The sequence below is a fragment of the Microbacterium sp. LWH10-1.2 genome, assembly GCF_038397765.1.
In the GTDB taxonomy this organism is placed as follows: domain Bacteria; phylum Actinomycetota; class Actinomycetes; order Actinomycetales; family Microbacteriaceae; genus Microbacterium; species Microbacterium natoriense.
The window spans coordinates 2,267,933-2,291,134 of sequence record NZ_CP151638.1; the positions used below are offsets into that span (position 1 = coordinate 2,267,933).

A 23,202-nucleotide genomic window follows, 5' to 3' on the forward strand; every position below is an offset into this window, starting at 1 on the left:
TAACGGAGACACCCCCGTCAGAGAAGCGTCAGTGAGGACGAGCATGACCGAATCCACCGCCCGCAGAGTCCTGGTCACCGGAGGTGCCTCCGGTCTCGGCCGCGGCATCGCCGCCGCCTTCCGCGCCGAGGGCGCCGACGTCTTCATCGGCGATGTGAACGCGGATGCCGCCTCCGCCGTCGCCGCGGAGATCGGAGCGACCGCGCTCGCCCTCGACATCGGGGACGAGGCGTCCGTGCGCGCCGCTGCCGAGAGGATCGGCACGACCGGGGGCCTGGACGTGCTCGTGAACAACGCCGGGATCGTGGCGGGAGGGGGCACGCTGCAGGAGGTTCCCGTCGACGTGGTCGACGCCGCCCTGCGCGTGAACGTCCGCGGGACGTTCCTCATGCTCCGGGTCTTCGGAGCGCTGCTCGCCGAGGCCGGCCACGGCACGATCGTGAACATCTCGTCGATCGGGGCACGCCAGCCCACCCCCGGTCTCGGGCACTACGAGGCGACCAAGGCCGCGGTCGACGCCCTCACCCGCACGGCCGCGATCGAGTTGGCCCCGTCCGGGGTGCGCGTCAACGCGGTCGCCCCGGGCCCCGTGCTCACGCCGCTCACGGCCGCCTTCGCCTCCGACCCGCAGGCCCGCGCGGCCTGGGAGTCGCGCATCCCCCTCGGCACGATCGCCGAGGTCGACCAGATCACGCCGCTCGTGCTGTTCCTCGCGAGCGACGCCGCCAGCCACATCACCGGGGTCTCCGTCGCCGTCGACGGCGGACAGCTCCTGGTCTGAGAGGACACCCCATGACGCTCCCCGCCACGACCCGCGCCGCCGTGCTCACCGCACACGGCGAGCCGCTCACGCTGCAGGACCTGCCCCTCCCCCAGGACGTCGAGCCGGGGGCTGCCCTCGTGCGCATCTCCTGCACGACCCTGTGCGGCACCGACATCGAGATCTGGGAGGGCCGGATGACGTTCCCCGGCATGCTCCCGATGGTGCTCGGGCACGAGATGGTGGGCGAGATCGTCGCCACCGGACCCGACACGAAGGACGCTCTCGGCCGCCCCCTCTCCCCCGGCGACCGCATCGGCTGGTCGGAGTCGACGTGCGGCGAGTGCTACGGCTGCGTCGTGCTGCGCGAACCTGTCGCCTGCTCGCGCCGCGGCTACGGCTTCCTCCAACGCGCCGACGTGCACCCGTTCGCCACGGCCGGCCTCTCCGAGTACGCCTACGTCACCCCGGGGGCTGCGAAACTGCAGCTCCCGGCATCCGTGAAGGACACCTGGGCGTCGATGGCCGGCTGCGCGGCGAAGACCGTGCTGCGGGCGTTCGAGCGCGCAGGGCGGATCCGCCCCGGCTCGACGGTCGTCGTGCAGGGCTCTGGTGCGCTGGGCATCTTCGCCACGGCGGTCGCGAAGATCGCCGGAGCGGGTCGCGTGATCACGGTGGGCGCCCCGGCGTCGCGCCTCGAGCTCGCGGCACGGTTCGGAGCGGATGCGGTGGTCGACTTCCGCGACGGTCCCGTGGTCGATCAGGTGCTCGAGCTCACCGATGGCCGCGGCGCCGACGTCGTCTTCGACGTCGCCGGGGCGCCGAGCATCGGACCGGACGCCGTCGGGATGGCCGCCCAGCGCGGCACCGTCGTGATCGTCGGATCCACCGGCCCCGCCGGCGACGGCTTCGCGCTCAGCACCGTCATGGGCAAGGAGCTGACCCTGGTCGGCTCGCTCAACGGCGACATCTCCGACTACTCCCGTGCCATCGGCTTCTTCGAGTCCTTCGCCGACAGCTACCCGTGGGACGACCTGTTCAGCCCACCGGTCGGCCTCGCCGAGGCCTCGGACAAGATCGCGCACATGCACCAGCTCGATGAGGTCAAGGCCGTCATCGACCCGAGACGGTGAGGACCCCATGACCACGACACTCCCCCTCCGCGAGATCGGACGCAGCGGCATCCGCTCCTCCCTGTTCTCGCTCGGCTCCTGGCACACCTACGACCGCATGGACTTCGCGGATGCCGTCGGCATGCTGCGCGAAGCGGTGGATCGCGGCGTGAACCTGTTCGACGTTGGCGTGTACTCCGCGCCCGGCTCGCCCCCGGTGTTCACCGACGTGATCTTCGCCGGCATGGTGCGCGCGGCCGGTCTCCGCCGCGACGAGTGGCTGCTGTCGTCGAAGCTGTGGCTCGAGGCCTTCGGCGCCGACGGGTTCCGTCCGCAGCTCGAGAACGCGCTCATGCGGGTCGGGGTGGAGCACGCCGACCTCGTGATCCTCGGCGACCTCCGCCGCGACGACCTGGAGCTGCGCGACCTCGTGCTCGACCTGGCGCGGCTGACGGATGCCGGGCTCATCCGGGCCTGGGGTGTGAACAACTGGTCGGCGACGAGCATCCAGACCCTGATCGACATCGCGGCCGCCGAGGGGGTCGCCGGCCCCCGGATCGCGCAGCTGAAGTACAGCGTGTCGCGGCGCTCGATCCCCGACGGCGAACCGTTCGCGCGGCTGTGGGAGCAGGGTCTGACCCTGCAGGCGTCGGACTGCCTGGAGGGCGGCGTGCTCGCCGGGAAGGTCGACGGCGGTCGCCAGATCGGCCGCGACCCCGGCGACATCCGGGCGCGCATCATCGCCGACGTGCCCGCGTTCACCGAGGTCGCCTCGTCGCTCCGCGTCACGCCGGCGCAGCTGGGCATCGGGTTCACGCTCACCCACCCGGCGCTCACCACGACCCTGTTCGGCGCGTCGAGCGTCGAGCAGCTGCGCGCCAACCTCGACGCCGCCGAACTCGTCGACCGAGTGGGCGCTGCCGAGCTGCGTCGCCTGGTCGAGCCGTTCTGGGCCGATCGCGGCGTCGTCGACCCCGAGGGCCCGTAGCCGATGCCGTGCGCGCCTCACCGTGTGTCGTCTCGCGGAGACTCGTGCTGAGCGAGCGTCAGCGAGTCGAAGCGTCGCTCGACGACCGGGGCAGGAGCCCTCGGTCGTTGAGCGAGGAGCGCTAGCGACGAGACGAAACGCCCATCCCCAACGACCCCAGGAGAACCGCATGACCGCCACCGCCGCCGGACACCCCACCGTCGCCCCCGTGCCCTTCGACCCCGAGGTGCAGGCCGTGCTCGACGAGCTCGCGAAGAACCCTCAGCCTCCGCTGACCCGCGACACCCTGCCTCGGACGGGCACCGATCGGATGTTCCCCGGCACCGACGCGGTGATCGCCGGGCGGGCGATCATCTGGGAGGACAGGATCATCCCCGGCCCCGCCGGCGCCCCCGATGTCGAGATCACCGTCTTCCGCCCACGGGGCAGCGAGGGCGAGGTGCTGCCCGGATTCGTGAACATCCACGGCGGCGGCATGATCGTGGGGCATCGCTCGTGGGAGACCGCGCGCGTCGTCGACATCGTCGAGGAGCACAGGGTCGTCGCCGTCAACGTCGAGTACCGCCTGGCTCCGGAGGATCCGTTCCCCGCGGGTGTCGAGGACTGCTACGCCGCGTTCGTGTGGACGCACGCCAGAGCCGAGGAGCTCGGCATCGACCCCGAGCGCATCATCGTCGGCGGCGGCAGCGCCGGCGGCGGACTCACGGCCGCGATGGCGCTCATGGCCCGCGACCGCGGCGGTCCCGTCATGGCGGGGCAGCTGCTGCTGTGCCCCATGATCGACAACACGAACACCACGGTGGCGAGCCGGCAGTACGACGGCATCGGCACGTGGCAGCGCGAGATGAACCTGCTCGCCTGGTCGTGCGTGCTGGGCGACGAGCTCGCCTTCAGCGCGGACGCCCCCGCCTATGCCGCTCCGTCCCGCGCCGCCGATCTCGCGGGTCTCCCTCCCGCGTTCATCGAGGTCGGCGAGGCCGAGGCCTTCCGCGACGAGGACACCGAGTACGCGCTGCGCATCTGGGCGACCGGCGGCCAGGCCGAGCTGCACGTGTGGGGCGGCGGGGCGCACGGCTTCGACATGTACATGCCGGATGCCGAGATCACCAGGGCGGCCCTGTCGGCCCGGTCGTCGTGGCTCCGCCGCACGTGGGGGCCCGCCCGATGAGCATCCCCGTCCCCTACGACCCCGAGCTCGTCGCCGGGCTCGACGCGTTCGTCGACCTCGTCGAGATCATCCCGCTGCGCGCGGACACCATCCATGCGAACCGCGACCACTTCGCCACGATCATCCCGCCCATGAGCGTGCAGACCGCCGGCCGCGCGGTCTCCTGGGACGACCGCCTCATCCCCGGCCCCGCCGGGGCCCCCGACGTCGAGATCACGGTCGTCCGGCCCGCTCGCCCCTCCTCCGCCCCCGCCCCCGCCGTGCTCTCCATCCACGGCGGGGGAATGGTGCTGGGCACGCGGTTCTTCGGCACCGGGGAGCTCATCGACCTCGCAGAGCGCCACGGCGTCGTCGGCGTCGCCGTCGAGTACCGACTGGCGCCCGAGCATCCAGGGCCGGCGCAGGCCGAGGACTGCTACGCCGCCCTGGAGTGGATGGCGGCGCACGCGGACGAGCTCGGCATCGACCCAGAGCGCATCATCGCGTCCGGCATGAGCGCCGGCGGCGGTCTCTCGGCGGCGGTGGCGCTCCTCTCGCGCGACCGCGGCGGGCCGCGCCTGGCCGGCCAGCTGCTCGGCTGCCCCATGCTCGACGACCGCAACGAGACCGTCTCCAGCCGTCAGTACGACGGCTTCGGCGCCTGGGACCGCAACAACAACGACACCGCGTGGGACGCGATCGCCGGCGCCGACCGGTTCGGTGACGACCTGTCCGCGTACGTCGCGCCTGCCAGAGCGCGCGACCTCTCCGGACTCGCTCCTGCGTTCATCGAGGTCGGCGCCGCGGAGACGTTCCGCGACGAGGCGGTGGACTACGCGCTGCGCATCTGGGCAACGGGCGGACAGGCCGAGCTGCACGTGTGGGCCGGCGGATATCACGGCTTCGCCGGCTTCTCCCCCGACGCCGAGGTCTCGAAGGCCGCCGTCGCCGCGCGCGAGAGCTGGCTGCGCCGCGTGCTGCGCCTCGGCGGATGAGCGTTCCCCGCCCGCGCATGGGGGCGCTGCGCGCCATGCTCGTGCTCGGGATACTCGAGGCCTTCGGCCCGCTGTCGATGGACCTCTATCTGCCGCAGCTGCCCCAGCTCGCGGCATCCCTCGGCACCTCGGAGGCGCTCGGCCAGGCGACCATGTCGGCGTGCATGATCGGGCTCGGGCTCGGTCAGCTGATCGCCGGCCCGCTGAGCGACCGCCTGGGGCGGCGCCTGCCGCTCATGGTCGGCGTCGCCGCGTTCGCCGTGCTCTCGGTGCTGTGCGCCGTCGCGCCGAGCATCGAGCTGCTGCTGCTCGCGCGGTTCCTGCAGGGTCTCGCCGGATCCGCGGGCATCGTCATCTGCCTCGCCATCGCCCGCGACCAGTTCGAGGGCGTCGAGCTGTCGAGGATGCTGTCGCTGCTGTTCCTCGTCTCGGGCACGGCACCGGTCATCGCACCCCTCGTCGGCGGCCAGCTTGCGCGGATCATGGACTGGCGCGGCATCTTCTGGGTGCTGGGAGGTGTCGGCGTCGCTCTGCTGCTCGTGGTCGTGCTGGCGCTCCCCGAGACCCTCGACCGCGATGACCGGCACGGCGGCGGCGTGCGGGTGCTCGCAGGGCACGCGGGCGCCGTGGTGCGGGATCGGCTGTTCCTCGCCGTGCTGTGCGCGGGCGCCGCGGGCGGGGTCGCGTTCTTCACGTACCTGTCGATGTCGCCGTTCGTGCTGCAGGACCGGTTCGGGCTGAGCCCGCAGACCTTCAGCTTCGCGTTCGCCGCCGGAGCGCTCGCGAACATCCTCGGCAGTCAGGCCAGCCGTCTCGTGGTGCGGCGCTGGGGACCGCTGCGGGTGTACCTCGGGGGCATCACGGCCACCCTGATCGCGACGACGGCGTTCCTGATGGTCGCGATCGGCGGCGCCGGGGTGATCGGCGTCGCCGCAGCGCTCATCGGCTTCATGCTGTGCGCGGGGATCGGCGGGCCGAACGGGCAGACCCTCGCGCTGGCCCACCACGGGGCGCGGGCGGGCACGGCCTCGGCTCTCCTGGGTGTGTCGATGTTCCTCTTCGGGCCCGTGGTCGCCCCGCTCGCGGCCGGCATCGGGGGCACGACCGCGCTCACCATGGCGCTCACGATGACGGCGGCCGCGACCGTGGCCGCGATCTCCGCCTGGGTGTTCGTGCGCCCGGCCGCGCGCGACTGAGCGTCGGCCTCAGAACTCGGCTGAGAAGGCCCCGTCGGACTTGAGCAGCTGACCGGAGATCCAGCGGCCCTCGTCCGACACGAGGAACTCCACGGTCGCGGCTACATCGGCGGGGCGTCCGAGCCGGCCCAGCGGAGTCATCCCGCCGAGGGCCGTGCGGGTCTCGTCATCCATCCAGCCCGTGTCGATCGGACCGGGGTTGAGCACGTTCGCCGAGATGCCCTTCGGCCCCAGCTCGCGCGCGGCCGAGATCACGAGCCGATCGAGGGCCCCCTTCGAGGCCCCGTAGGGCAGGTTGCCGGTGACGTGATCGCTCGTGAGCGCGACGATCACTCCGCCGCCCTCTCCCGCCTGGCGGGCGAACGCGGCGATCATCAGCAGGCTCGCGCGGGCGTTCACGGCGACGTGCAGGTCGAAGCTCTCGGCCGTCGTGTCGAGGATGCCGGACTCGACGTCGTGCGCGTGGCTGAGGATGAGGGCCGTGATCGCGCCGTATCGACGGTTCACCTCGGCGATCAGCTGCTCGGGCCCCTCGGGCGTCGAGAGGTCGGCGGGCACGTCGGCATCGGTCAGGTCGCTCGTGACGACCGTCCAGCCGGCGGCGCGGAGACGGGGGACGATGCCGGCCGCGATGCTGTTCGCGCGGGCGGCGCCGGTGATGAGGGCGAGGGGCATCCGGCCACGCTACCGAATCCGCGCCGTGACCGGGAATCGCGGGCCCCGTCGCCGGTTCAGAAGCCGAGGCACATGACGGCGACGCCCGCGGCCATCGCCCACGATTCGATCGTCAGCAACGTCGCCGCGCGCCCCTCGTGCACGGGCTCGACGAACCACTCGGCGACGACCGTCCACAGCACGACGCCGACGACGCCCACGATCCCGATGATCGAGAGGACCCCGTTCAGGCCGTGCCCTGCATGCCCCGAGGTCGCGACGGCGTCGCTCGACGAGCCGGCCGAGGCGCTCTGGAACGCGCAGACCGCCATGACGAGAGACACCAGGGCGCGGTGGCAGCAGGCCGCCGCAGCGGGCGTCCCCCGCACGCCGATCGTCCCGAGCATGGCCGAGAGCAGTAGGACGGCGCCGAGGAGGAGTCCCCGTGCCGCGTCGCCGCCGCCCGCCGCGACGACGAGCATCGCCGCCGCCATGACGAGGGCGGACTGCCGCCCCTGCCAGGGCACCGCGCGCCAGGCCGCGACGCAGGCGACCGCCGACACCAGCGCCGCCAGTGCCATCAGCCACGGTGCTGCGGGCAGAATGGGATCCACCCCCGCATTATATTGATCGAGCGCTCAAAATAGCCAGACTCACTTCGGATGCGGCAGGATGGGCAGGTGCCCCGCGTCGTCGACCATGATGAGCGCCGCCGGCAGATCGCCGAGGCGCTGCTCGCGGTGGCCGCCCGCGACGGGCACGAGAGCGTGTCGTCGCGCGCCGTCGCGAAGGAGCTCGGCGTCGCCACCGGCTCGCTGTGGCACTACTTCGACGGATTCGACGACGTCATCCGCGCCGCCGCCGCGGAGGTCACCCGCCGCACCGACGAGCGCATCGCCGCGGCCACGGCAGGACTGCACGGGCTCGCGCGACTGGAGGCACTCATGGGCGAGGTGCTCCCCCTCGACGAGCGCACCCGCAGCGAGGCGCGCGTCGTCGTCGGATTCTGGGGACGCCTCGCGACGCTCGCGCCGACTCCGGATGCCGCCGCACCCACCCTCGCGACCTGGCAGAGCAGCATCCGCGACGCCCTCGACGAAGCCGTGGCCGCGGGCGAACTCCGCACGGAGACACCGACGGATGCCGTCATGGCACTGCTGCGCTCGATCACCTACGGCCAGCAGGTCGTCGAGGTCACCGAGCCGCAGGATGCCGCGGCCCACGCCGCCGTGCTCGACGGCATCCTCTCCCCCTGGCGCGCCTGACGCTCCGCAGCACACCCCCACCCCCGCACCCCACCCGCGCCACACACCCGCGCCGCACACCCCGCCCGCGCAACGCACCCCACGCCCCCGCCACGCACCCCCACCCACGCCGCACCCGCACTCACACCCGCATTCACACCCGGTCCGGAGGGTGAGGAGCCACACGTCGTCGGATCCTCCGCCCGCGATGCGGCGATACGCGACCCCTCACGCGCTCGAAAGGCTTGTGCGCAGGCCCTGAGCCGTCGTACCATCGTCGAAACCCGTTTATTGAGCAATCGCTCGAAATAGTGAGGTACGCCGATGTCCCACCAGCCCGTCACCATCGACAAGATCGCCGCGCCGCATCCCCTCGACCCGCTCACGGGCGCCGAGATCGCCGCCGCCAGGGCGGTGCTCGAGTCCGCAGGCCTCATGGGCGACACCGTCCGCGTGCCGATGCTCCTCCCCGACGAGCCGACCAAGGCCGAGCTCGCCGCGTGGACGCCGGGCGCCCCCATCGACCGTCGCGTCGATGCCACCCTGCTCGACACCGCCACGGGCGTCGCGACAGAGGTCGTCGTCTCGATCACGCGCGGTGAGGTCGTGAGCGCCGAGCGCGTGCCGAACGACGCGCCGCCCTACGGCCAGCCACAGTACCTGTTCGAGGAGTACGAGCGCGCGGAGGCGATCGCCAAGGCCTCGCCCGAGTGGCAGGCCGCGATGCGGCGGCGCGGCCTCGAAGACCACATGGAGCTCGCGTTCTGCGGTCCCCTCGCCCCCGGATACACGGGGCGCGCCGACGAGGTGGGTCGCCGCGTCATCCGCTCCCTCACCTTCCTGAAGTACGACGAGGACGACTCGCCGTGGGCACACCCTGTCGAGGGTCTGATCGTGCACATCGACCTGACGGCGAACAGCGTGATCCGCGTCGAGGACGTGGGCGATGTGCCGGTGCCCGCCGGCCACGGCAACTACTACCCCGAGGTGCAGGGCGAGGCCCGCACGACCCTCAAGCCCATCGAGATCACGCAGCCCGAGGGCCCGAGCTTCTCCGTGTCGGGCTCCCTGGTCGAGTGGGAGAACTGGTCCATGCGCGTGAGCTTCAACGCCCGCGAGGGTCTCGTGCTGCACGACGTGAGCTTCGACGGTCGCTCCGTGCTCAGCCGTGCGAGCGTGCCCGAGATGGTCGTCCCCTACGGCGACACCGCGCCCGGACGCTTCTGGATCAGCTACTTCGACGCGGGCGAGTACCTCCTCGGCAAGAACGCCAACCACCTGGAGCTCGGATGCGACTGCCTCGGCGTCATCCGCTACCTCGACGGGTACGTCGCCGACGACCACGGGCACCCCGTGCGCATCCCCAACGTCGTCTGCATGCACGAGGAGGACTACGGCATCCTCTGGAAGCACACCGATCTGGCCGGTCGCGCCGACGTGCGCCGCTCGCGCCGCTTCGTGGTGTCGTACTTCTCCACGATCGGCAACTACGACTACGGCTTCTACTGGCACTTCTACCTCGACGGCTCGATCGAGGTCACGGCCAAGGCCACGGGCATCGTCTTCGTCGGCGCGGGAGAACCGGGCGTGCGGCAGAGGCACGCGACCGAGCTCGCCCCCGGCGTCTTCGCACCGGTGCACCAGCACCTGTTCAGCGCGCGTCTCGACGTGGCGATCGACGGCGAGGACAACCGCCTCGTGGAGGTCGACGCGCAGCGCGTGCCCATGGGACCGGAGAACCCGTTCGGCAACGCCTTCAGCTGGTCGGAGACCCCGCTCGTCACCGAGAAGCAGGCGCAGCGCGAGGCCGACACCTCGGTCGCCCGGGTGTGGGAGATCCAGAGCGCCTCGCGCACGAACGCCGTGGGCCGCCCCACCGCGTACCACCTGATCCCCGAGCCGACCGCCCTGCTGATGGCCGACCCCGCATCCTCCGTGGCGGCCCGCGCGGCCTTCGCGACCAAGCATCTGTGGGCGACGAAGCACGAACCAGGCCAGATCTGGCCCGCCGGACGCTACCCGAACGCCCACCAGGGCGGTGCAGGCCTCCCCGAGTACACCGCAGACGACCGGTCGATCGACGGCGAGGACATCGTGCTGTGGCACACCTTCGGGCTCACGCACTTCCCGCGCCCGGAGGACTGGCCCATCATGCCCGTCGACTACGCCGGCTTCTGGTTCAAGCCCTACGGCTTCCTCGACCAGAACCCCGCGATGGACGTGCCGGAGTCGTCCCAGGCGCATGGAACCGCAGACGCAGGATGCTGCGGCGGAGGCGCCGCCTGCACCTGCGGCCACTGAGCTGACGCGCACCTCGAGACGAGGCGCGCGTCAGCTCAGTGCGGCGATCGCCTCGCGCAGGATGCCGTCGGCGCTCTCCAGGGCGGATGCCGCGGCATCCGCCTGAGCGCCCGTCGCCAGCATGAGGAGTGCGAGCTTGACCGAACCCGAAGCGGCGGACAGCGCGACGGCGGCCTCCTCGGCCTCGACGCCGGCGAGCTGCATCACGGTGCGGATGGAGCGCGCGCGGAGCTTCTCGTTCGTGGCGAGGAGGTCGACCATGACCCCTCGGTAGGTCTTGCCGAGCTTGATCATCGACAGGGTCGTGAGCATGTTCACGACGAGCTTCTGCGCGGTCCCCGACTTCAGACGCGTCGAGCCGGAGATGAACTCGGGGCCGGTGACGACCTCGATCGCGATCTCGGCCTCCGCACCGATCGCGGAGTGCGCGTTCGAGGCGATCGCGACCGTCAGCGCACCGATGCCGCGGGCGAAGCGCAGTCCTCCGACCACGTACGGGGTGCGACCGGAAGCCGAGATCCCGACGACCGTGTCGTCTGCGGTCAGGGCCAGGTCGCGCAGCGACAGCTCGGCGGCATCCTGATCGTCCTCGGCGTTCTCGACGGCGGAGCGGATCGCCGTCTCGCCTCCCGCGATCAGTCCGACGACCATCGACGGGTCGGTGCCGAACGTCGGCGGGCACTCGCTCGCGTCGAGCACGCCGACGCGGCCGGCGGTTCCCGCGCCGATGTAGATCAGACGCCCGCCGCGGCGGAACCGCGCGGTGATGCCGTCGACGGCTGCGGCGATCTCCTCGGCGCGATCGGCGACAGCCTCGGGGACCCTGCGGTCCTCCGCGCTCATCGCGCGCACGAGCTCGACGGAGCCGAGCAGGTCGAGGTCGCCGCGCTCGGTCGTCGAGGCCTCGGTGTCGAGGCGCGAGAGCTCGTCGAGGAGCTCGGTCAGACGGTCGTCATTCGGCACGGTGCGCGAACCTTTCGTGGGGGAGGTCGGTGCGGAGCGCGAGCATCAGCGCTCCGTCGATGGCGTCGCCCGCGGAGGCGACGACGGTGCGGTCGGCGGAGTCGAGGGACGAGGTGAGCCGGGCGCGGAACCATCCGTGGTCGGTGAGGCCGCCGTGCAGGGCCGCATTCGCCGTGCGGGAGGCGGCAACGGTCGTGGCGGTGAGCAGCCTGACCGCCTCGTCGGCGATCGCGAGGGCGACGTCGTCGCCGCGCTCGGCGGACTCCAGGACGAGCGGCGCCAGCTGTGCGAGCCGTCTGGCCAGGGGCTCATCGCGGCCGATCCACGACGGGACGGCCGACGCGGGGCCCACCACGGTCTCGACGGCGGCGGTCAGCACGGTCGCAGGACCCAGGCCCGAGGACGCGCGCACCACCGCGCGCAGCGCCTCCCGTCCCAACCAGGAGCCGCTGCCGAAGTCGCCGAGCTCAGGACCCCAGCCGTCGACGAGGCGCACGCCGTCGGCATCCGCTCCGAGTGCGGCGGCGCCCGTTCCCGCGATGAGCAGGGTGCCCTCGGCTCCGTCCAGAGCGCCCGCATGCGCGGTCACGACGTCGGAGGCGACGACGACCGGCGCCCCCGTCTGCCGCGCCAGTCGTCGAGCCAGAGCGGATGCCGCCTGCGGAGCCGCCCAGGCACCCGCAGCCCCCACTCCTAGGGGTCCGATCGGGCCCTCGAATCGCGCGAGCAGCGATACGATCGCATCGAAGGCGGCGTCCGCTCCGTGCGGGGCGGCCAGGCCCGGGGCGCCGACACCGTCGTGACGCACTCGCTCCCGATCGACGACGCGCACGACCCGGCACCGGGTCTTGCCGAGGTCGACGGCGAATGCGGGGGCGGGCGAAGTCATGAAAATAGTCTACGCATAGTCGCGAGGGCGTGAAACAATTATTCAACGCGGAGAGGTCCGCCACGACCGAGAGGGCGGCATGAGCATCCAGACCACGATAGCCACGGCCACCGAGACGCTGCCACCCTCCCTCGCGCGCATCGCCCGCGCCGTGAGCGACAACCCGTCGATCGTCGTCGACCTCACGATCAACGAGCTCGCCGCCGCGTGTGACACCTCGGTCGCATCGGTCGTGCGCTTCTGCCGCGCCATCGGCGTCAGCGGCTACGCGGCGCTCCGCGTGTCACTCGCGACGGAGCTCGGCAGGGAGTCCGCCCAGTTCAGCATGCCCACGGGCTTCGGCTCGGAGATCTCCGCCGGCGACACCCTGCGCGAGGCGACCGCGAAGATCGCCGCCCTCGAGCTCCTGGCGATCGAGGAGACCGTCGGCAACCTGGACTACGACGTGCTCGCATCCGCGGTCGACGCGATCGACGATGCCGACAGGATCCTCCTCTTCGGCATCGGCGCCAGCCGCCTCGCCGCCGACGATCTGGGCCACAAGCTGCTGCGGATCGGCCGATCGGCGATCGTGCTCTCGGACTCGCACGAGGCGAGCGCCGCCGCCGCGCTCAGCGCCACGAAGTCGGTCGCGATCGGCTTCTCGAACTCGGGCACCACGCTGGAGACCGTGCGCTTCCTGCAGACCGCCCGCGACAACGGCACCGCCACGATCGGCATCACCGGCGCCCCCGACTCCCCTCTCGCCCGTGGGGCGGATCACACCCTCTTCACGCACGCCAGGGAGTCGCGCTTCCGCGCGGGCGCCATGGTGAGCCGCATCGCGCAGCTCGCCCTCGTCGACGCGGTGTTCGTCGGCGTCGCGCAGCGGCGACACGCGCACTCCGTGCACGCCCTGCAGCGCACGGCCGACGCCACCCGCGAGCTGCGCGCCGAGTGACCCCGCCCCCTCGGACGACGCTTTCGCATGCCGTCGGGAATACCCTAGGGGGGTATTCCATTGAGTCCTTTCAGAGGATGCCGGCCGTCGGCGTCCCGATCGAGAGGAATCCCGTGTCCACGACACAGAACGCCGGAGCCGCCCCGCTCCCGAGAGCCCCCCGCCGCGGACTGGGACTGGCGCTCATCGCCGCCGCCCAGTTCGTCGTCATCATGGACACGTCGATCATCGGCGTCGCGCTCAGCGACATCGCCCGCGACGTCGGATTCGCGCAGGAGGCCCTGTCGTGGGTCTTCAACGCCTACGTGATCGCCTTCGGCGGACTGCTGCTGCTCGGCGGGAGGCTCTCCGACCTCTTCGGGGCGCGACGCATGTTCACCATCGGGTGGGCGGTGCTGCTCGCGGGCTCCCTCGCCGCCGGCCTCGCCGGAGACGCCGGTGTCGAGATCGCCGCCCGCGCCGTGCAGGGCGCCGGGGCCGCGCTGATCGCGCCCGCCGCGCTGACGCTGCTCATGACGCTGTTCGGCGGGACGCCACAGCTCCCCCGCGCATTCGCCGTCTACGGCGCGGCCGCCCCGATCGGCGGCACGGCCGGAGTCTTCCTCGGCGGACTGCTCACCGAGTACCTCGGCTGGCCCTGGGTCTTCTACATCACCGTGCCGATCGCGATCGCGATCCTTGCTCTCACACCGATCGCGTTCCCTCGCGGCGTGCGAGCGACGGGTCGCGTCGACCTCCTCGGCGCGATCGCGGGCACGGCGGGCCTCGCCCTCGTCGTGTACGGCGTCGTGCGGGCGCCGGAGATCGGGTGGCTGAGCATCGAGGCCACCGGATCGCTGGGCGCGGGCATCCTGCTCCTCGGGCTGTTCGTCGCCCGGCAGGCTCGCGCCGCCGAGCCGCTGCTGCGCCTCGGGATGCTGCGTCTGCCCCAGTTGGCCGGCGCCAACATCGCCCAGCTCCTGCTGGGCGCCTCCTGGATCCCGATGTGGTTCTTCCTGAACCTGTACCTGCAGAACGTGCTCGGCGCATCGGCGTTCGCCGCGGGCGCGGCGCTCGTGCCGATGACGGTGCTGATCGTGATCGGCATGACTCTGGTCGCCCCTCGCCTGTCGGCGCGGCTGAGCACGCGGACCATGGTGGCATCCGGCTTCGTCCTGCTGGGCGTCGGCGTCGGCTGGCTGGCGCTCGCTCCCTCCGACGGCGTGTACGTGGCCCACGTGCTGCCCGCGTCCCTGGTCGCCGCATCCGGCATGGCGCTCGCTTTCGTTCCGTCGCTGAGCACGGCGATCGCGAGCGCGCCGCCGGAAGAGGCGGGCGTCGCGTCCGGCCTCGTCAACACGAGCTACCAGATCGGCTCCGCGGTCGGGCTCGCCGTGCTCACCGCGGTGAGCGCCGGCGCGAGCGTCGACGGCGGGGATGCCGCCGGCTACAGCGCGGCGTTCGTCGGCGCGGCCGTGATCGCCGCGGTCGGCCTCCTCGCCGCCGTCCTCGGCCTCCGCGCACGCCGCGGCTGAGTCAGCGCGACGACGAACCGGGCGGCCCGGCCTCGGTCACCCCTCTGCGGTGACCGGGACCGGGTCGCCCGCCGTGCTGCCGACGACGGACCCAGCGGTCCGCAGGAAGACGATGATCCAGCTGAAGATCAGGACGGCGGCGATCAGCTCGACGGCCGTGAGGTTGTAGTAGCCGACGGCGAAGAACGCCCCGAGCACGGCGATCACGAGCACGTACGCCCACCCGAACAGCACGAAGACGCGGGGGATCGTCCGCAGGAACCAGGGCAGGCCCACCACGACCACGGCGAAGACGACGGCCATGCCGGTCGCGACGGTGTTGTGCAGCAGGAAGAACTCGTCGACGGGGAAGATCCCGACGCAGGCGAGGAAGACGCCCATGAGGATCAGCCCGCCGCGCACCAGGAAGCGACCCCGCCGATCCTTCTCGTCGTCGACCGGCAGCCCGGCCGTCGCGTAGCGGGAGATCGTGGTGATCATGACGCCGGCGATGATCAGCGTCGCGTTGAACGCGATCGACGCGCTGTTGGTGCTCATGCCCAGGGCGGAGAGGTTGTCGCGCCACCAGTTCTCGTCGCTCGAGGCGAGCATCGCGGCGAACGCCCCGACCACCAGGAACACCGCGAGCACCAGCGAGAGCACCATCGGGGTGAGGGCCACCGCGCTGAGGAAGCTCACGTAGGCGGTGAGCGCGAACGCGACGCTGACGAGGATCGCGCCGGGGAAGGCGAACACGGGCGCGCCGATGAAGCTGAGCTCGAGCAGCTTCGCGATGCCGAGCCAGCCGAGATACGCGATCGCCGCGTGCGCGAAGGCGATCGCCGCGAGGTCGTACCAGCGCAGCCGGTCCCCCGGCACGCTGAAGCCGTCGCGCACGGCATCCTCCGCGATCTCGACCGGACGCACGGCGACCCGTCCGAGGACGAACGCGAGCACGGCGGTGAGAGCCCCGCCGTACGCGGCGAAGCCGCCGATCGAGCCGGATCCGCTGATCGCGAGCTCGTGCCCGAAGAACACCGGGAAGGCGATGACGAACCCCAGCACGAGGAACAGCGTCCCGACGATCAGCGCCGTCGCCTCGAACACGGAATCGGATGTGTCCGGCCCCCGCAGCTGTCGCAGCACCCGCATGGCCTGCTCGCCGATCCTCTTCATGCTCCGCCCTCCGCTCCACATCCTAGAAGCCGCGCGGGGCGGGCGCAGTCGGTGATAACATCACGGAACGGATCGTATACAACGTCGTCGTTCCACCACCCGAGGTGATCTTTCATGAACGGTGCACCCACGGCTTCCGCCGAATCGGTGTCGACTCTCGTCGCGCGCAACATCAGCGAGTTCCGCGCCGCGGTGTCGGAGTCCTTCGTCCCCCTGCAGGTCTCCAGCAGCGGAGCAGACCACTTCCGCGGCATGATCCGCGCGGCCTCCGTCGACGAAGTGCACGTGACGGACCTGCGCGCGACGTCGCACGTGGTCGAGCGCACCCCCGAGCTCATCGCCCGCGGAGATCGCTCCTACTTCAAGCTGAGCCTGATGCTCGCCGGCACCGGCCTGCTCATCCAGGACGACCGGGAGGCCGTGCTGCGCCCCGGCGACCTCGCCGTGTACGACACCGACCGCCCGTACTCCCTCGTGTTCGACGAGGACTTCCGCACCATGGTCGTGATGTTCCCGAAGCATCTGATCAGCCTGCCGCCGGAGATGATCGGACAGCTGACGGCCGTGCGCATCTCCGGTCAGGAGGGGCTCGGCGGCATGGTCGTGCCCTACCTGACCCAGCTCGCCGGCAATCTCGACCAGCTCGCGGGGACCACCGGCGCCCGCCTCGCGCACAGCGCTCTCGACCTCGTGTCCACCGTCTTCACCCGCGAGCTCGGTCTCGACGAGGTCTCCGCCGATCCGCACCGCGCGCTCGTGCAGCGCATCCGCTCCTACATCGACCGCAACCTCGCCTCGACCGACCTCGGGCCCGCCTCGATCGCATCGGCGCACTACATCTCGACCAGGCACCTGCACGGGCTCTTCCAGGAGCAGGGCGTCACGGTGTCGACCTGGATCCGCACGCGACGCCTCGAGCAGTGCCGCAGGGATCTGCTCGACCCCATGCTCGCCGACCGTCCGGTCGCGGCGATCGCCGCGCGCTGGGGGTTCGTCGACGCCGCGCACTTCAGCCGCGCGTTCAAGACGGCCTTCGGCATCTCGCCCAGCGAGTACCGCGCCGCGCACTGACGGCTCGCCGACGGCCGCTGCGCGGCGACCGGCATCCTCTCGCCGCCCAGCGCGCCCGTGCCGTCGTCGTCGTGGCGCGCCGCTGCTCGCATCGGTGCGCGGGTGAGAGCCGTCGCCCCGCATCCTGCACTTGCCCCGGAGGGCACGCCGGTTGACTCTCGGCGCGCGATGGTCGCGCGCGCCTTGAGCGGATGAGGCGCCCGGATCGAGCATGAGGCAAGCGCACCGCGAAGCTGCGGTGCCCGGAGCGAGGATGCTCCGCCGTGTGCGACGTCAGGACCTCCATGACCGACATCTCCACCGACCCGGCACTCGACGAGTGGCGCACCTACGACGAGTTCGCCGCGGGCATCGACACCTTCCGCCTGCCGAACGTGTCCCTCGCGGGAACCGCGGTGGCGCTCACCCTCGACGACGGCTCGGCCTTCTCGCTCGTGTTCGATTCCGTGGCCGCGACGTGGACCGGGTTCGACGCCGCGGGGACCGACCCGTACGACGCGGTCGCGGTGCGCGACGACGTCGTGTTCGTCAACATCCCGCTGGAGAGCCGCGAGCGCGAGGCGATCACCGTCGTCTACTCGACCTCGACCCGCAGGGCGACGGTCGTCCGCTCCCGCATCGCCGCCGAGGCTCTCCCCGGCGAGCCGCAGGTCGGCCAGGAGTTCTGGGCCGCGACCGTCGACGGCGGGGATCCGACGGGCGAGATACCCGGTCCGAGCCGCGACCTCATCGGCAAGCGCAACGTCTACCGGTACAGCCCGCACCACCTGTACGAGCACGTCTACGTCTCCAGCCAGCGCTACGCCTGGCAGTGCTTGGAGGGCGTGCAGCGCGGCCACGGAGACATGGATCTCTCGACCGTCTGGAAGTTCGCCGACGGACTGTACCTGTTCTGCTTCCGCGAGTTCCGCATCGCCGTCGCCAGCGTCTGGCTGCACGATCTCGGATACCAGCTCATGACCACCGGCATCTTCCTCGGCCTCAACGGAGACGGGGACGCCGAGCACTCCCGCGGCGGCGGCCACATCTATCCCCTCGGCTCCGTCGCCTATCCCGACGCCCAGCCCGTCTGATCGAGGAGCGCGCACATGAGCAACGCAGACATCATCCGCGAGCACTACGCCGCGAGCGACCGCGGCGATCTCGACGGGATGCTCGCCCCCCTCGCCGACGAGGTGCAGTGGACCGAGGCGGCGGGGTTCCCCTACGCCGGCACCTACATCGGCCCCGACGCGGTCGCCGCCGGCGTCTTCCAGCGGATCCAGGAGGAGTGGGACGACTACACGGTCGCGATCGACGAGGTCGTCGACGGCGGCGACGTGGTCGTCGGCATCGGCACCTACTCCGGCACCTACACGCTGACCGGGCGCTTCTTCGCCGCCAGGGTCGCCCACGTGTGGCGGCTGACCGACGGCAGGGTCACCGCCTTCGAGCAGTTCACCGACACCGAACTGGTCAATCGCGCCCTGCGCGGCTGAGCCGTCGGCACAGCAACACCCGAAATCGAGAGGCAAGGAAGCACATGAACAAGCGAGTAGCAGGCACTGCGGCCCTTATCGCCGTGGCAGCCCTCATCCTGTCCGGCTGCGCCGACGACGGCGGATCGGGCGGAGGCGGGGGCGGTTCGATCGTCGTCGGCTCCGTCAACACGATCAGCGGACCGGCGACCTTCCCCGAGGCCTCGCAGGCGGCGGCCGCCGTCTTCGACGCCTTCAACGAGGCCGGGGGCCTGAACGGCCAGAAGATCGACTACAAGGCGCTCGACGACAAGGGCGACCCCGCCACGGCCACCGCCTCGGCCCGCGAGCTCGTCGGCAGCGACGGCGCCGTCGCGCTGGTCGGCTCGGCGAGCCTCATCGAGTGCGAGATCAACGCCAAGTACTACGAGCAGGAGAGCATCCTCTCCATCCCCGGCATCGGCGTCGACACGGGATGCTTCGACAGCAAGAACATCTCCCCGGCCAACGTCGGCCCGTTCAATGACATGACCCTGACGCTGCAGTACGGCTCCGAGGTCCTGGGGCTCGACGACATCTGCGTCCTGCTCGAGATCGCCGGTTCCACGCGCCCGACCTACCAGGCCGCGATCGACAAGTGGACCGAGATCACCGGCAAGAAGCCGAAGTACGTCGACGACACCGTGCCGTACGGAGCATCCGACTACACGCCCTACATCGTCAAGGCGCGCGAGCAGGGCTGCAAGGCCCTCGCGATCAACCCGGTCGAGCCCGACGCGATCGGCCAGGTCAAGGCCGCGAACGCGCAGGGCTGGGATGACGTGACCTGGCTCTACCTGACGAGCGTCTACAGCGAGAACTTCGCGAAGGCGGTCGACAACGCCGGCGCCGGCATCTACGTGCCCGCCGAGTTCTACCCGTTCACCGACGACAACGACATCAACAAGGACTGGCGAGCGCTGATGGAGAAGAACGACATCCCGCTCACGTCGTTCAGCCAGGGCGGCTATCTCGCGGCGACGTACTTCATCGAGGTGTTGAAGTCGATCAAGGGCGACATCACGCGGGAGAGCGTCAGCACGGCGCTGCAGGACATGAAGGCGATCGACAATCCGATGGTGGGCACGCCCTACGCGTTCGGCACGCAGAACACCGCCGGCTGGCCGATCATCCTGAAGTCCGGCACCAACGCCTGGGAGAAGGTCGCCGACGACTGGCTGCGCATCGGCGAGTAGTCCGCCTCCCCCGGTCGTTGAGCGAGAAGGGCATCACCGCCCCGGTCGCTGAGCGAACGGCACCACCCGGTCGTTGAGCGAGGGAGCGGAGCGACCGAGACGAAACGCCTCATCCGGCGCCGAACGTCCGTCGCGGCGTTTCGTCTCGCTTCGCTCGCTCAACGACCGGGGATCTCGCTCGCTCAACGACCGGGGCCCTCCCCGCTCGACGCTCGAGTTCCCCTCCCCCCTCAGATCAGAAAGGACGCCTCATGCTGCAAGGCGCCATAGCCGGTCTCGCCGCCGGCGGACTCTACGCCGTCCTCGGCGTATGCCTGACGCTGATGAGCCGCCTCGTGCGGGTCGTCAACTTCGCCCAGGCCGCGACCGGGATGTTCGGCGCGTTCACGGCCGTGTGGTTCGTGAGCAGCCTCGGGCTGCCGATCTGGCTCGGCTCCGTGCTCGGCATCCTCGTCGCGGGGCTCCTCGCCGCGGCGATCGGCTGGATCGCCGCGACCTGGCTCTCCGAGGCCTCGACGACGACCCGCTCGGCGATGACCGTCGGTCCGCTGCTCCTGCTGATCTCGCTGTCGTTCATCCTGTTCGGCAACAAGCCGCAGCCCTTCACTCCGATCATCGCGGGCCCCGCCTTCTCCTTCGGGGGCGTCGTCGTCAGCCAGGTCACCGTCGCCACCGTGCTGATGGCCATCGTCACCGCCGTGGTCGTGCGGATCATCCTCCGCCGCACCAGGGTCGGCACGCAACTGCGGGCTCTGTCCGAGCGGCCGACCACGGCCGAGCTGCTCGGCATCCGCTCGCGTCCGCTGTCGATCTCGGTGTGGTTCGTGACCGGGGTGATCAGCGCGATCGCGATCATCATCGTCGCTCCGACCCAGTCCAGCGACGCCACCGGGCTGTCGATGCTCATCGTCCCCGCGGCCGCCGCGGCGCTCCTCGGCGGCTTCCGGCGGCTCGACCTCGCCGTCGTCGGCGGCATCGTGCTCGGCGTGCTCGGCGGTCTCGTCGCGCAGATCGACGAGGTCGCGCTGGTGCGCAACTTCCTTCCGTTCCTGTTCATCGTGGTCCTGCTCCTGTGGACCCAGCGCAAGGAGGTGTGGGATGCCGCTCGCTGACCGCTCGCCCCTGTCCGACAACCGCGTCGTCAAGGCCGTCTGGCCGTTCGCGATCGCCGCCATCGCCGTGGGGGTGGGCGCGATCCTCAGCGCCGCCCTTCCCGGCTACTTCGTGTTCCTCGCGATCAGCGCCGTCGTCGCCGCCATCGCGATCCTCGGCCTCGGCATCGTCACCGGCTCCGCCGGGATGATCGCCCTGTGCCAGCTGACCTTCGCCGCCGTGGGCGCGTGGATCGTCTCGCTGCTGAACGTGATGCAGGCCCCCGGAGGCTTCATCGTCTGGCTCGTGCTCGGCGGCGTCGCCGCAGGGCTCGTCGGCGTCCTCGTGGGGCTTCCCGCTCTGCGCCTGCGCGGCGTCAACCTCGCCGTCGTCACCCTCGGGTTCGCGGCAGCCGCCGACGTCACGCTCGTGCAGATCCAGTTCCCCGGCTCGGTGGACGGCACGTCGATCGAGCGGCCGGAGCTGTTCTCCAACGACCGGCAGTTCTTCTTCCTGTCGATCGTGGTTCTCGCGGTCTGCGCGCTCGGGGTGTTCTTCCTGCAGCGCGGACGCTGGGGCTCGTCGTGGAAGGCCGTCGCCTTCTCCGAGCGCGGAACCGCCGCGGCCGGGCAGAGCGTGCAGGTCGCCAAGCTCACCGCCTTCGCCGTCTCCGCCGCCCTCGGCGGCATCGCGGGTGGCCTGCTCGCCGGACAGGTGCAGCTGCCGTTCGCATCGAGCTTCACGCCCTTGCAGTCACTGGCCCTGTACGTCCTTGCGATCATGTCGGGCGCGCACCTCATCGACATGGCCATCCTCGGCGGCATCCTCTGGGTCCTCGTGCCCGAGCTGCTCAAGCGCTGGGGCATCGACCAGAACTGGGGCTTCGTCGTCTTCGGCGTGCTCGGGGTGCAGGCGCTGACCGGCGGGACGAACCTCGGTCAGACCGTGCGCGACGTGTTCTGGCGCCGCGCCGACCGCAGGACCGCGAGCGCGGCGCTGACAGCGCTGCCCCCGGATGCTCCCGCCGACGCCGCGGCCATCACGACGACCACCACCGCGACGGTGGACGAGGCCGCGCTCGACGGCGCCCCCGTGCTCACCGTGGAGGGGCTCACCGTGCAGTTCGGCGCCCTGAAGGCGCTCGACGACGTGTCGTTCCAGGTGCCCGCCGCATCGATCATGGGGCTCATCGGGCCGAACGGCGCGGGCAAGTCGACGTTCGTCGATGCGATCAGCGGGTTCCTGCCGAAGCACGGCGGCCGTGTGCTGCTGGGCGACCGCGATCTCGCCGGACTCTCCCCCACGCGGCGGGCCCGGCTGGGACTGCGGCGCACGTTCCAGCAGGACCGCGTGCCGCCCGCGCTCACCGTGGGCGCCTACGTGCGGTTCGTCGCGCGGCGGCGGCTCGCGGCATCCGACATCGACGAGGTCCTCGAGTTCTTCGGGTGCCCGCCCGCCCGCGCCCGCCTGTCGAGCGTCGACGTCGGCACCCGGCGGCTGGTGGAGGTCGCGGCGAACGTGATCTCGCGCCCTCGGCTGCTGATCCTCGACGAGCCGGCCGCGGGGCTGTCTCACGAGGAGCACCTGGCTCTCGCCGCCCGCCTGCGGGAGCTGCCGTCGCGCTACGGCGTGGCGCTGATCATCATCGAGCACGACCTCGACCTCGTGCGCTCGGTGTGCCCGATGCTCACGGTGCTCGACTTCGGCAAGGTGCTGGCGAGCGGCCCCCAGGCCGAGGTGCTGGCGAACCCCGACGTCGTCAAGGCGTACATGGGAGAGACGGAGCTGCTGTCATGAGCGAACTCGTCCTGGACGGTGTGACCGTCAGCCGCGGCGCCGGGCCGGTGATCTCCGACGTGTCGCTCACCGTGCGCGGCGGAGAGGTGCTGGCGCTCGTGGGACCGAACGGCGCGGGCAAGACGAGCCTGATCGAGTCGGTGTCAGGCGTGACCCCGCACTCCGCCGGGTCGCTGACGCTGGACGGCGACCCGATCGACAAGCTGTCACGGGTCGCCAGGGCGCGGCGCGGGATCGTGCACATCGAGCAGGGACGGGCCGTGTTCCCCTCGCTCACCGTGCGGGAGAACATCTCGCTCACCGCGAGGACCCCGGCGGAGCTGGATGCCGCGCTCGAGCAGTTCCCCGAACTGGAGAAGCGCATCGACTCCCCCACGGCCCTGCTGTCCGGCGGCGAACAGCAGATGGTCGTGCTCGCGCGCGCGTTCGCCGCGAAACCACGCATCCTGCTCATCGACGAGATGTCATTGGGGCTCGCGCCCGTCGTGTTCATGCGGCTCATGCCGATCGTGAAGTCGATCGCCGAGTCCGGGGTCGGCGTGCTGCTCGTGGAGCAGTTCACGCAGCTCGCACTCGGGCTGGCTCGTGAGGCCGTGGTCGTCGCGGGCGGTCAGGTCTCGTTCCAGGGGACGTCTGAGCAGCTCAAGGGCGACCCCGAACTGCTGCATCGCGCCTACCTCGGCGGCTGACCG

22 protein-coding genes are annotated in these 23,202 nt (G+C 71.3%); 17 read left to right on the plus strand and 5 right to left on the minus strand.

All coding sequences use genetic code 11. The annotated features are described in order from the left end of the window. Positions 1 to 43: 43 nt before the first annotated feature. From MRBLWH10_RS10865 to MRBLWH10_RS10890, 6 genes are all read left to right on the plus strand, one after another. Positions 44 to 781: an SDR family NAD(P)-dependent oxidoreductase gene (locus tag MRBLWH10_RS10865; RefSeq protein ID WP_341939866.1), complete on the plus strand. Its 738-nt coding sequence runs from the start codon at positions 44 to 46 to the stop codon at positions 779 to 781. Between the two features lie 11 nt (positions 782 to 792). Continuing rightward, positions 793 to 1,893 carry a zinc-binding dehydrogenase gene (locus tag MRBLWH10_RS10870; RefSeq protein ID WP_341939867.1) on the plus strand — a complete coding sequence of 367 codons (1,101 nt, stop codon included), beginning with the start codon at positions 793 to 795 and terminating at the stop codon, positions 1,891 to 1,893. Between the two features lie 7 nt (positions 1,894 to 1,900). Next, on the plus strand, positions 1,901 to 2,860 hold the full coding sequence (locus tag MRBLWH10_RS10875; RefSeq protein ID WP_341939868.1) for an aldo/keto reductase: 960 nt from the start codon (positions 1,901 to 1,903) through the stop codon (positions 2,858 to 2,860). A gap of 169 nt (positions 2,861 to 3,029) precedes the next feature. Beyond that, the gene (locus MRBLWH10_RS10880) at positions 3,030 to 4,028 is read left to right on the plus strand and encodes an alpha/beta hydrolase (protein ID WP_341939869.1); all 999 of its coding nucleotides are present in this window, start codon (positions 3,030 to 3,032) and stop codon (positions 4,026 to 4,028) included. Further along, on the plus strand, positions 4,025 to 5,002 hold the full coding sequence (locus tag MRBLWH10_RS10885) for an alpha/beta hydrolase (protein ID WP_341939870.1): 978 nt from the start codon (positions 4,025 to 4,027) through the stop codon (positions 5,000 to 5,002). The genes MRBLWH10_RS10880 and MRBLWH10_RS10885 overlap by 4 nt, the downstream gene beginning before the upstream one ends. Continuing rightward, positions 4,999 to 6,198: a multidrug effflux MFS transporter gene (locus MRBLWH10_RS10890; protein ID WP_341939871.1), complete on the plus strand. Its 1,200-nt coding sequence runs from the start codon at positions 4,999 to 5,001 to the stop codon at positions 6,196 to 6,198. The genes MRBLWH10_RS10885 and MRBLWH10_RS10890 overlap by 4 nt, the downstream gene beginning before the upstream one ends. Positions 6,199 to 6,207: 9 nt before the next feature. Here the strand turns inward: MRBLWH10_RS10890 and MRBLWH10_RS10895 are convergent, their stop codons facing one another. Further along, entirely contained in the window at positions 6,208 to 6,873 is a 666-nt protein-coding gene (locus tag MRBLWH10_RS10895; RefSeq protein ID WP_105677529.1) for an SDR family oxidoreductase, read from the minus strand. Positions 6,874 to 6,929: 56 nt separating this feature from the next. Further along, positions 6,930 to 7,466, minus strand: a complete 537-nt coding sequence (locus MRBLWH10_RS10900; protein ID WP_341939872.1) for a hypothetical protein — start codon at positions 7,464 to 7,466, stop codon at positions 6,930 to 6,932. 66 nt (positions 7,467 to 7,532) lie between these two features. On the opposite strand from MRBLWH10_RS10900, the gene MRBLWH10_RS10905 reads away from it, so the two are divergent. Both MRBLWH10_RS10905 and MRBLWH10_RS10910 read left to right on the plus strand, forming a co-directional pair. After that, on the plus strand, positions 7,533 to 8,117 hold the full coding sequence (locus MRBLWH10_RS10905) for a TetR/AcrR family transcriptional regulator (RefSeq protein ID WP_223586827.1): 585 nt from the start codon (positions 7,533 to 7,535) through the stop codon (positions 8,115 to 8,117). Positions 8,118 to 8,420: 303 nt separating this feature from the next. Next, positions 8,421 to 10,397: a primary-amine oxidase gene (locus tag MRBLWH10_RS10910; protein WP_341939873.1), complete on the plus strand. Its 1,977-nt coding sequence runs from the start codon at positions 8,421 to 8,423 to the stop codon at positions 10,395 to 10,397. Between the two features lie 30 nt (positions 10,398 to 10,427). Here MRBLWH10_RS10910 and murQ read toward each other — a convergent pair whose 3' ends face one another. Further along, positions 10,428 to 11,360: an N-acetylmuramic acid 6-phosphate etherase gene (gene murQ / locus MRBLWH10_RS10915; protein WP_341939874.1), complete on the minus strand. Its 933-nt coding sequence runs from the start codon at positions 11,358 to 11,360 to the stop codon at positions 10,428 to 10,430. Then, positions 11,350 to 12,249: a BadF/BadG/BcrA/BcrD ATPase family protein gene (locus tag MRBLWH10_RS10920; RefSeq protein ID WP_341939875.1), complete on the minus strand. Its 900-nt coding sequence runs from the start codon at positions 12,247 to 12,249 to the stop codon at positions 11,350 to 11,352. Before MRBLWH10_RS10920 ends, murQ begins: the two co-directional genes overlap by 11 nt. A 79-nt stretch (positions 12,250 to 12,328) precedes the next feature. Between MRBLWH10_RS10920 and MRBLWH10_RS10925 the strand changes: the two genes are divergently transcribed. Both MRBLWH10_RS10925 and MRBLWH10_RS10930 read left to right on the plus strand, forming a co-directional pair. Beyond that, entirely contained in the window at positions 12,329 to 13,189 is an 861-nt protein-coding gene (locus MRBLWH10_RS10925) for a MurR/RpiR family transcriptional regulator (protein WP_341939876.1), read from the plus strand. 113 nt (positions 13,190 to 13,302) lie between these two features. Then, positions 13,303 to 14,703, plus strand: a complete 1,401-nt coding sequence (locus MRBLWH10_RS10930) for an MFS transporter (protein WP_341939877.1) — start codon at positions 13,303 to 13,305, stop codon at positions 14,701 to 14,703. 36 nt (positions 14,704 to 14,739) lie between these two features. Here the strand turns inward: MRBLWH10_RS10930 and MRBLWH10_RS10935 are convergent, their stop codons facing one another. Further along, positions 14,740 to 15,858 carry a DUF998 domain-containing protein gene (locus MRBLWH10_RS10935; protein ID WP_223586832.1) on the minus strand — a complete coding sequence of 373 codons (1,119 nt, stop codon included), beginning with the start codon at positions 15,856 to 15,858 and terminating at the stop codon, positions 14,740 to 14,742. Between the two features lie 114 nt (positions 15,859 to 15,972). On the opposite strand from MRBLWH10_RS10935, the gene MRBLWH10_RS10940 reads away from it, so the two are divergent. From MRBLWH10_RS10940 to MRBLWH10_RS10970, 7 genes are all read left to right on the plus strand, one after another. Beyond that, the gene (locus MRBLWH10_RS10940; protein ID WP_105676999.1) at positions 15,973 to 16,929 is read left to right on the plus strand and encodes a helix-turn-helix domain-containing protein; all 957 of its coding nucleotides are present in this window, start codon (positions 15,973 to 15,975) and stop codon (positions 16,927 to 16,929) included. 284 nt (positions 16,930 to 17,213) lie between these two features. Next, positions 17,214 to 18,002: a MoaF C-terminal domain-containing protein gene (locus MRBLWH10_RS10945; RefSeq protein ID WP_341939878.1), complete on the plus strand. Its 789-nt coding sequence runs from the start codon at positions 17,214 to 17,216 to the stop codon at positions 18,000 to 18,002. A gap of 15 nt (positions 18,003 to 18,017) precedes the next feature. Next, positions 18,018 to 18,407: a nuclear transport factor 2 family protein gene (locus tag MRBLWH10_RS10950; RefSeq protein ID WP_341939879.1), complete on the plus strand. Its 390-nt coding sequence runs from the start codon at positions 18,018 to 18,020 to the stop codon at positions 18,405 to 18,407. Between the two features lie 44 nt (positions 18,408 to 18,451). Further along, the gene (locus tag MRBLWH10_RS10955) at positions 18,452 to 19,621 is read left to right on the plus strand and encodes an ABC transporter substrate-binding protein (protein WP_341939880.1); all 1,170 of its coding nucleotides are present in this window, start codon (positions 18,452 to 18,454) and stop codon (positions 19,619 to 19,621) included. Between the two features lie 251 nt (positions 19,622 to 19,872). Further along, a complete protein-coding gene (locus MRBLWH10_RS10960; protein WP_105677004.1) occupies positions 19,873 to 20,733 on the plus strand; it encodes a branched-chain amino acid ABC transporter permease in 861 nt (286 codons plus the stop codon). After that, complete coding sequence (locus MRBLWH10_RS10965; RefSeq protein ID WP_341939881.1) at positions 20,720 to 22,510, plus strand: ATP-binding cassette domain-containing protein; 1,791 nt, start codon at positions 20,720 to 20,722, stop codon at positions 22,508 to 22,510. The genes MRBLWH10_RS10960 and MRBLWH10_RS10965 overlap by 14 nt, the downstream gene beginning before the upstream one ends. Next, the gene (locus MRBLWH10_RS10970) at positions 22,507 to 23,199 is read left to right on the plus strand and encodes an ATP-binding cassette domain-containing protein (RefSeq protein ID WP_105677006.1); all 693 of its coding nucleotides are present in this window, start codon (positions 22,507 to 22,509) and stop codon (positions 23,197 to 23,199) included. Before MRBLWH10_RS10965 ends, MRBLWH10_RS10970 begins: the two co-directional genes overlap by 4 nt. Positions 23,200 to 23,202 lie beyond the last annotated feature (3 nt).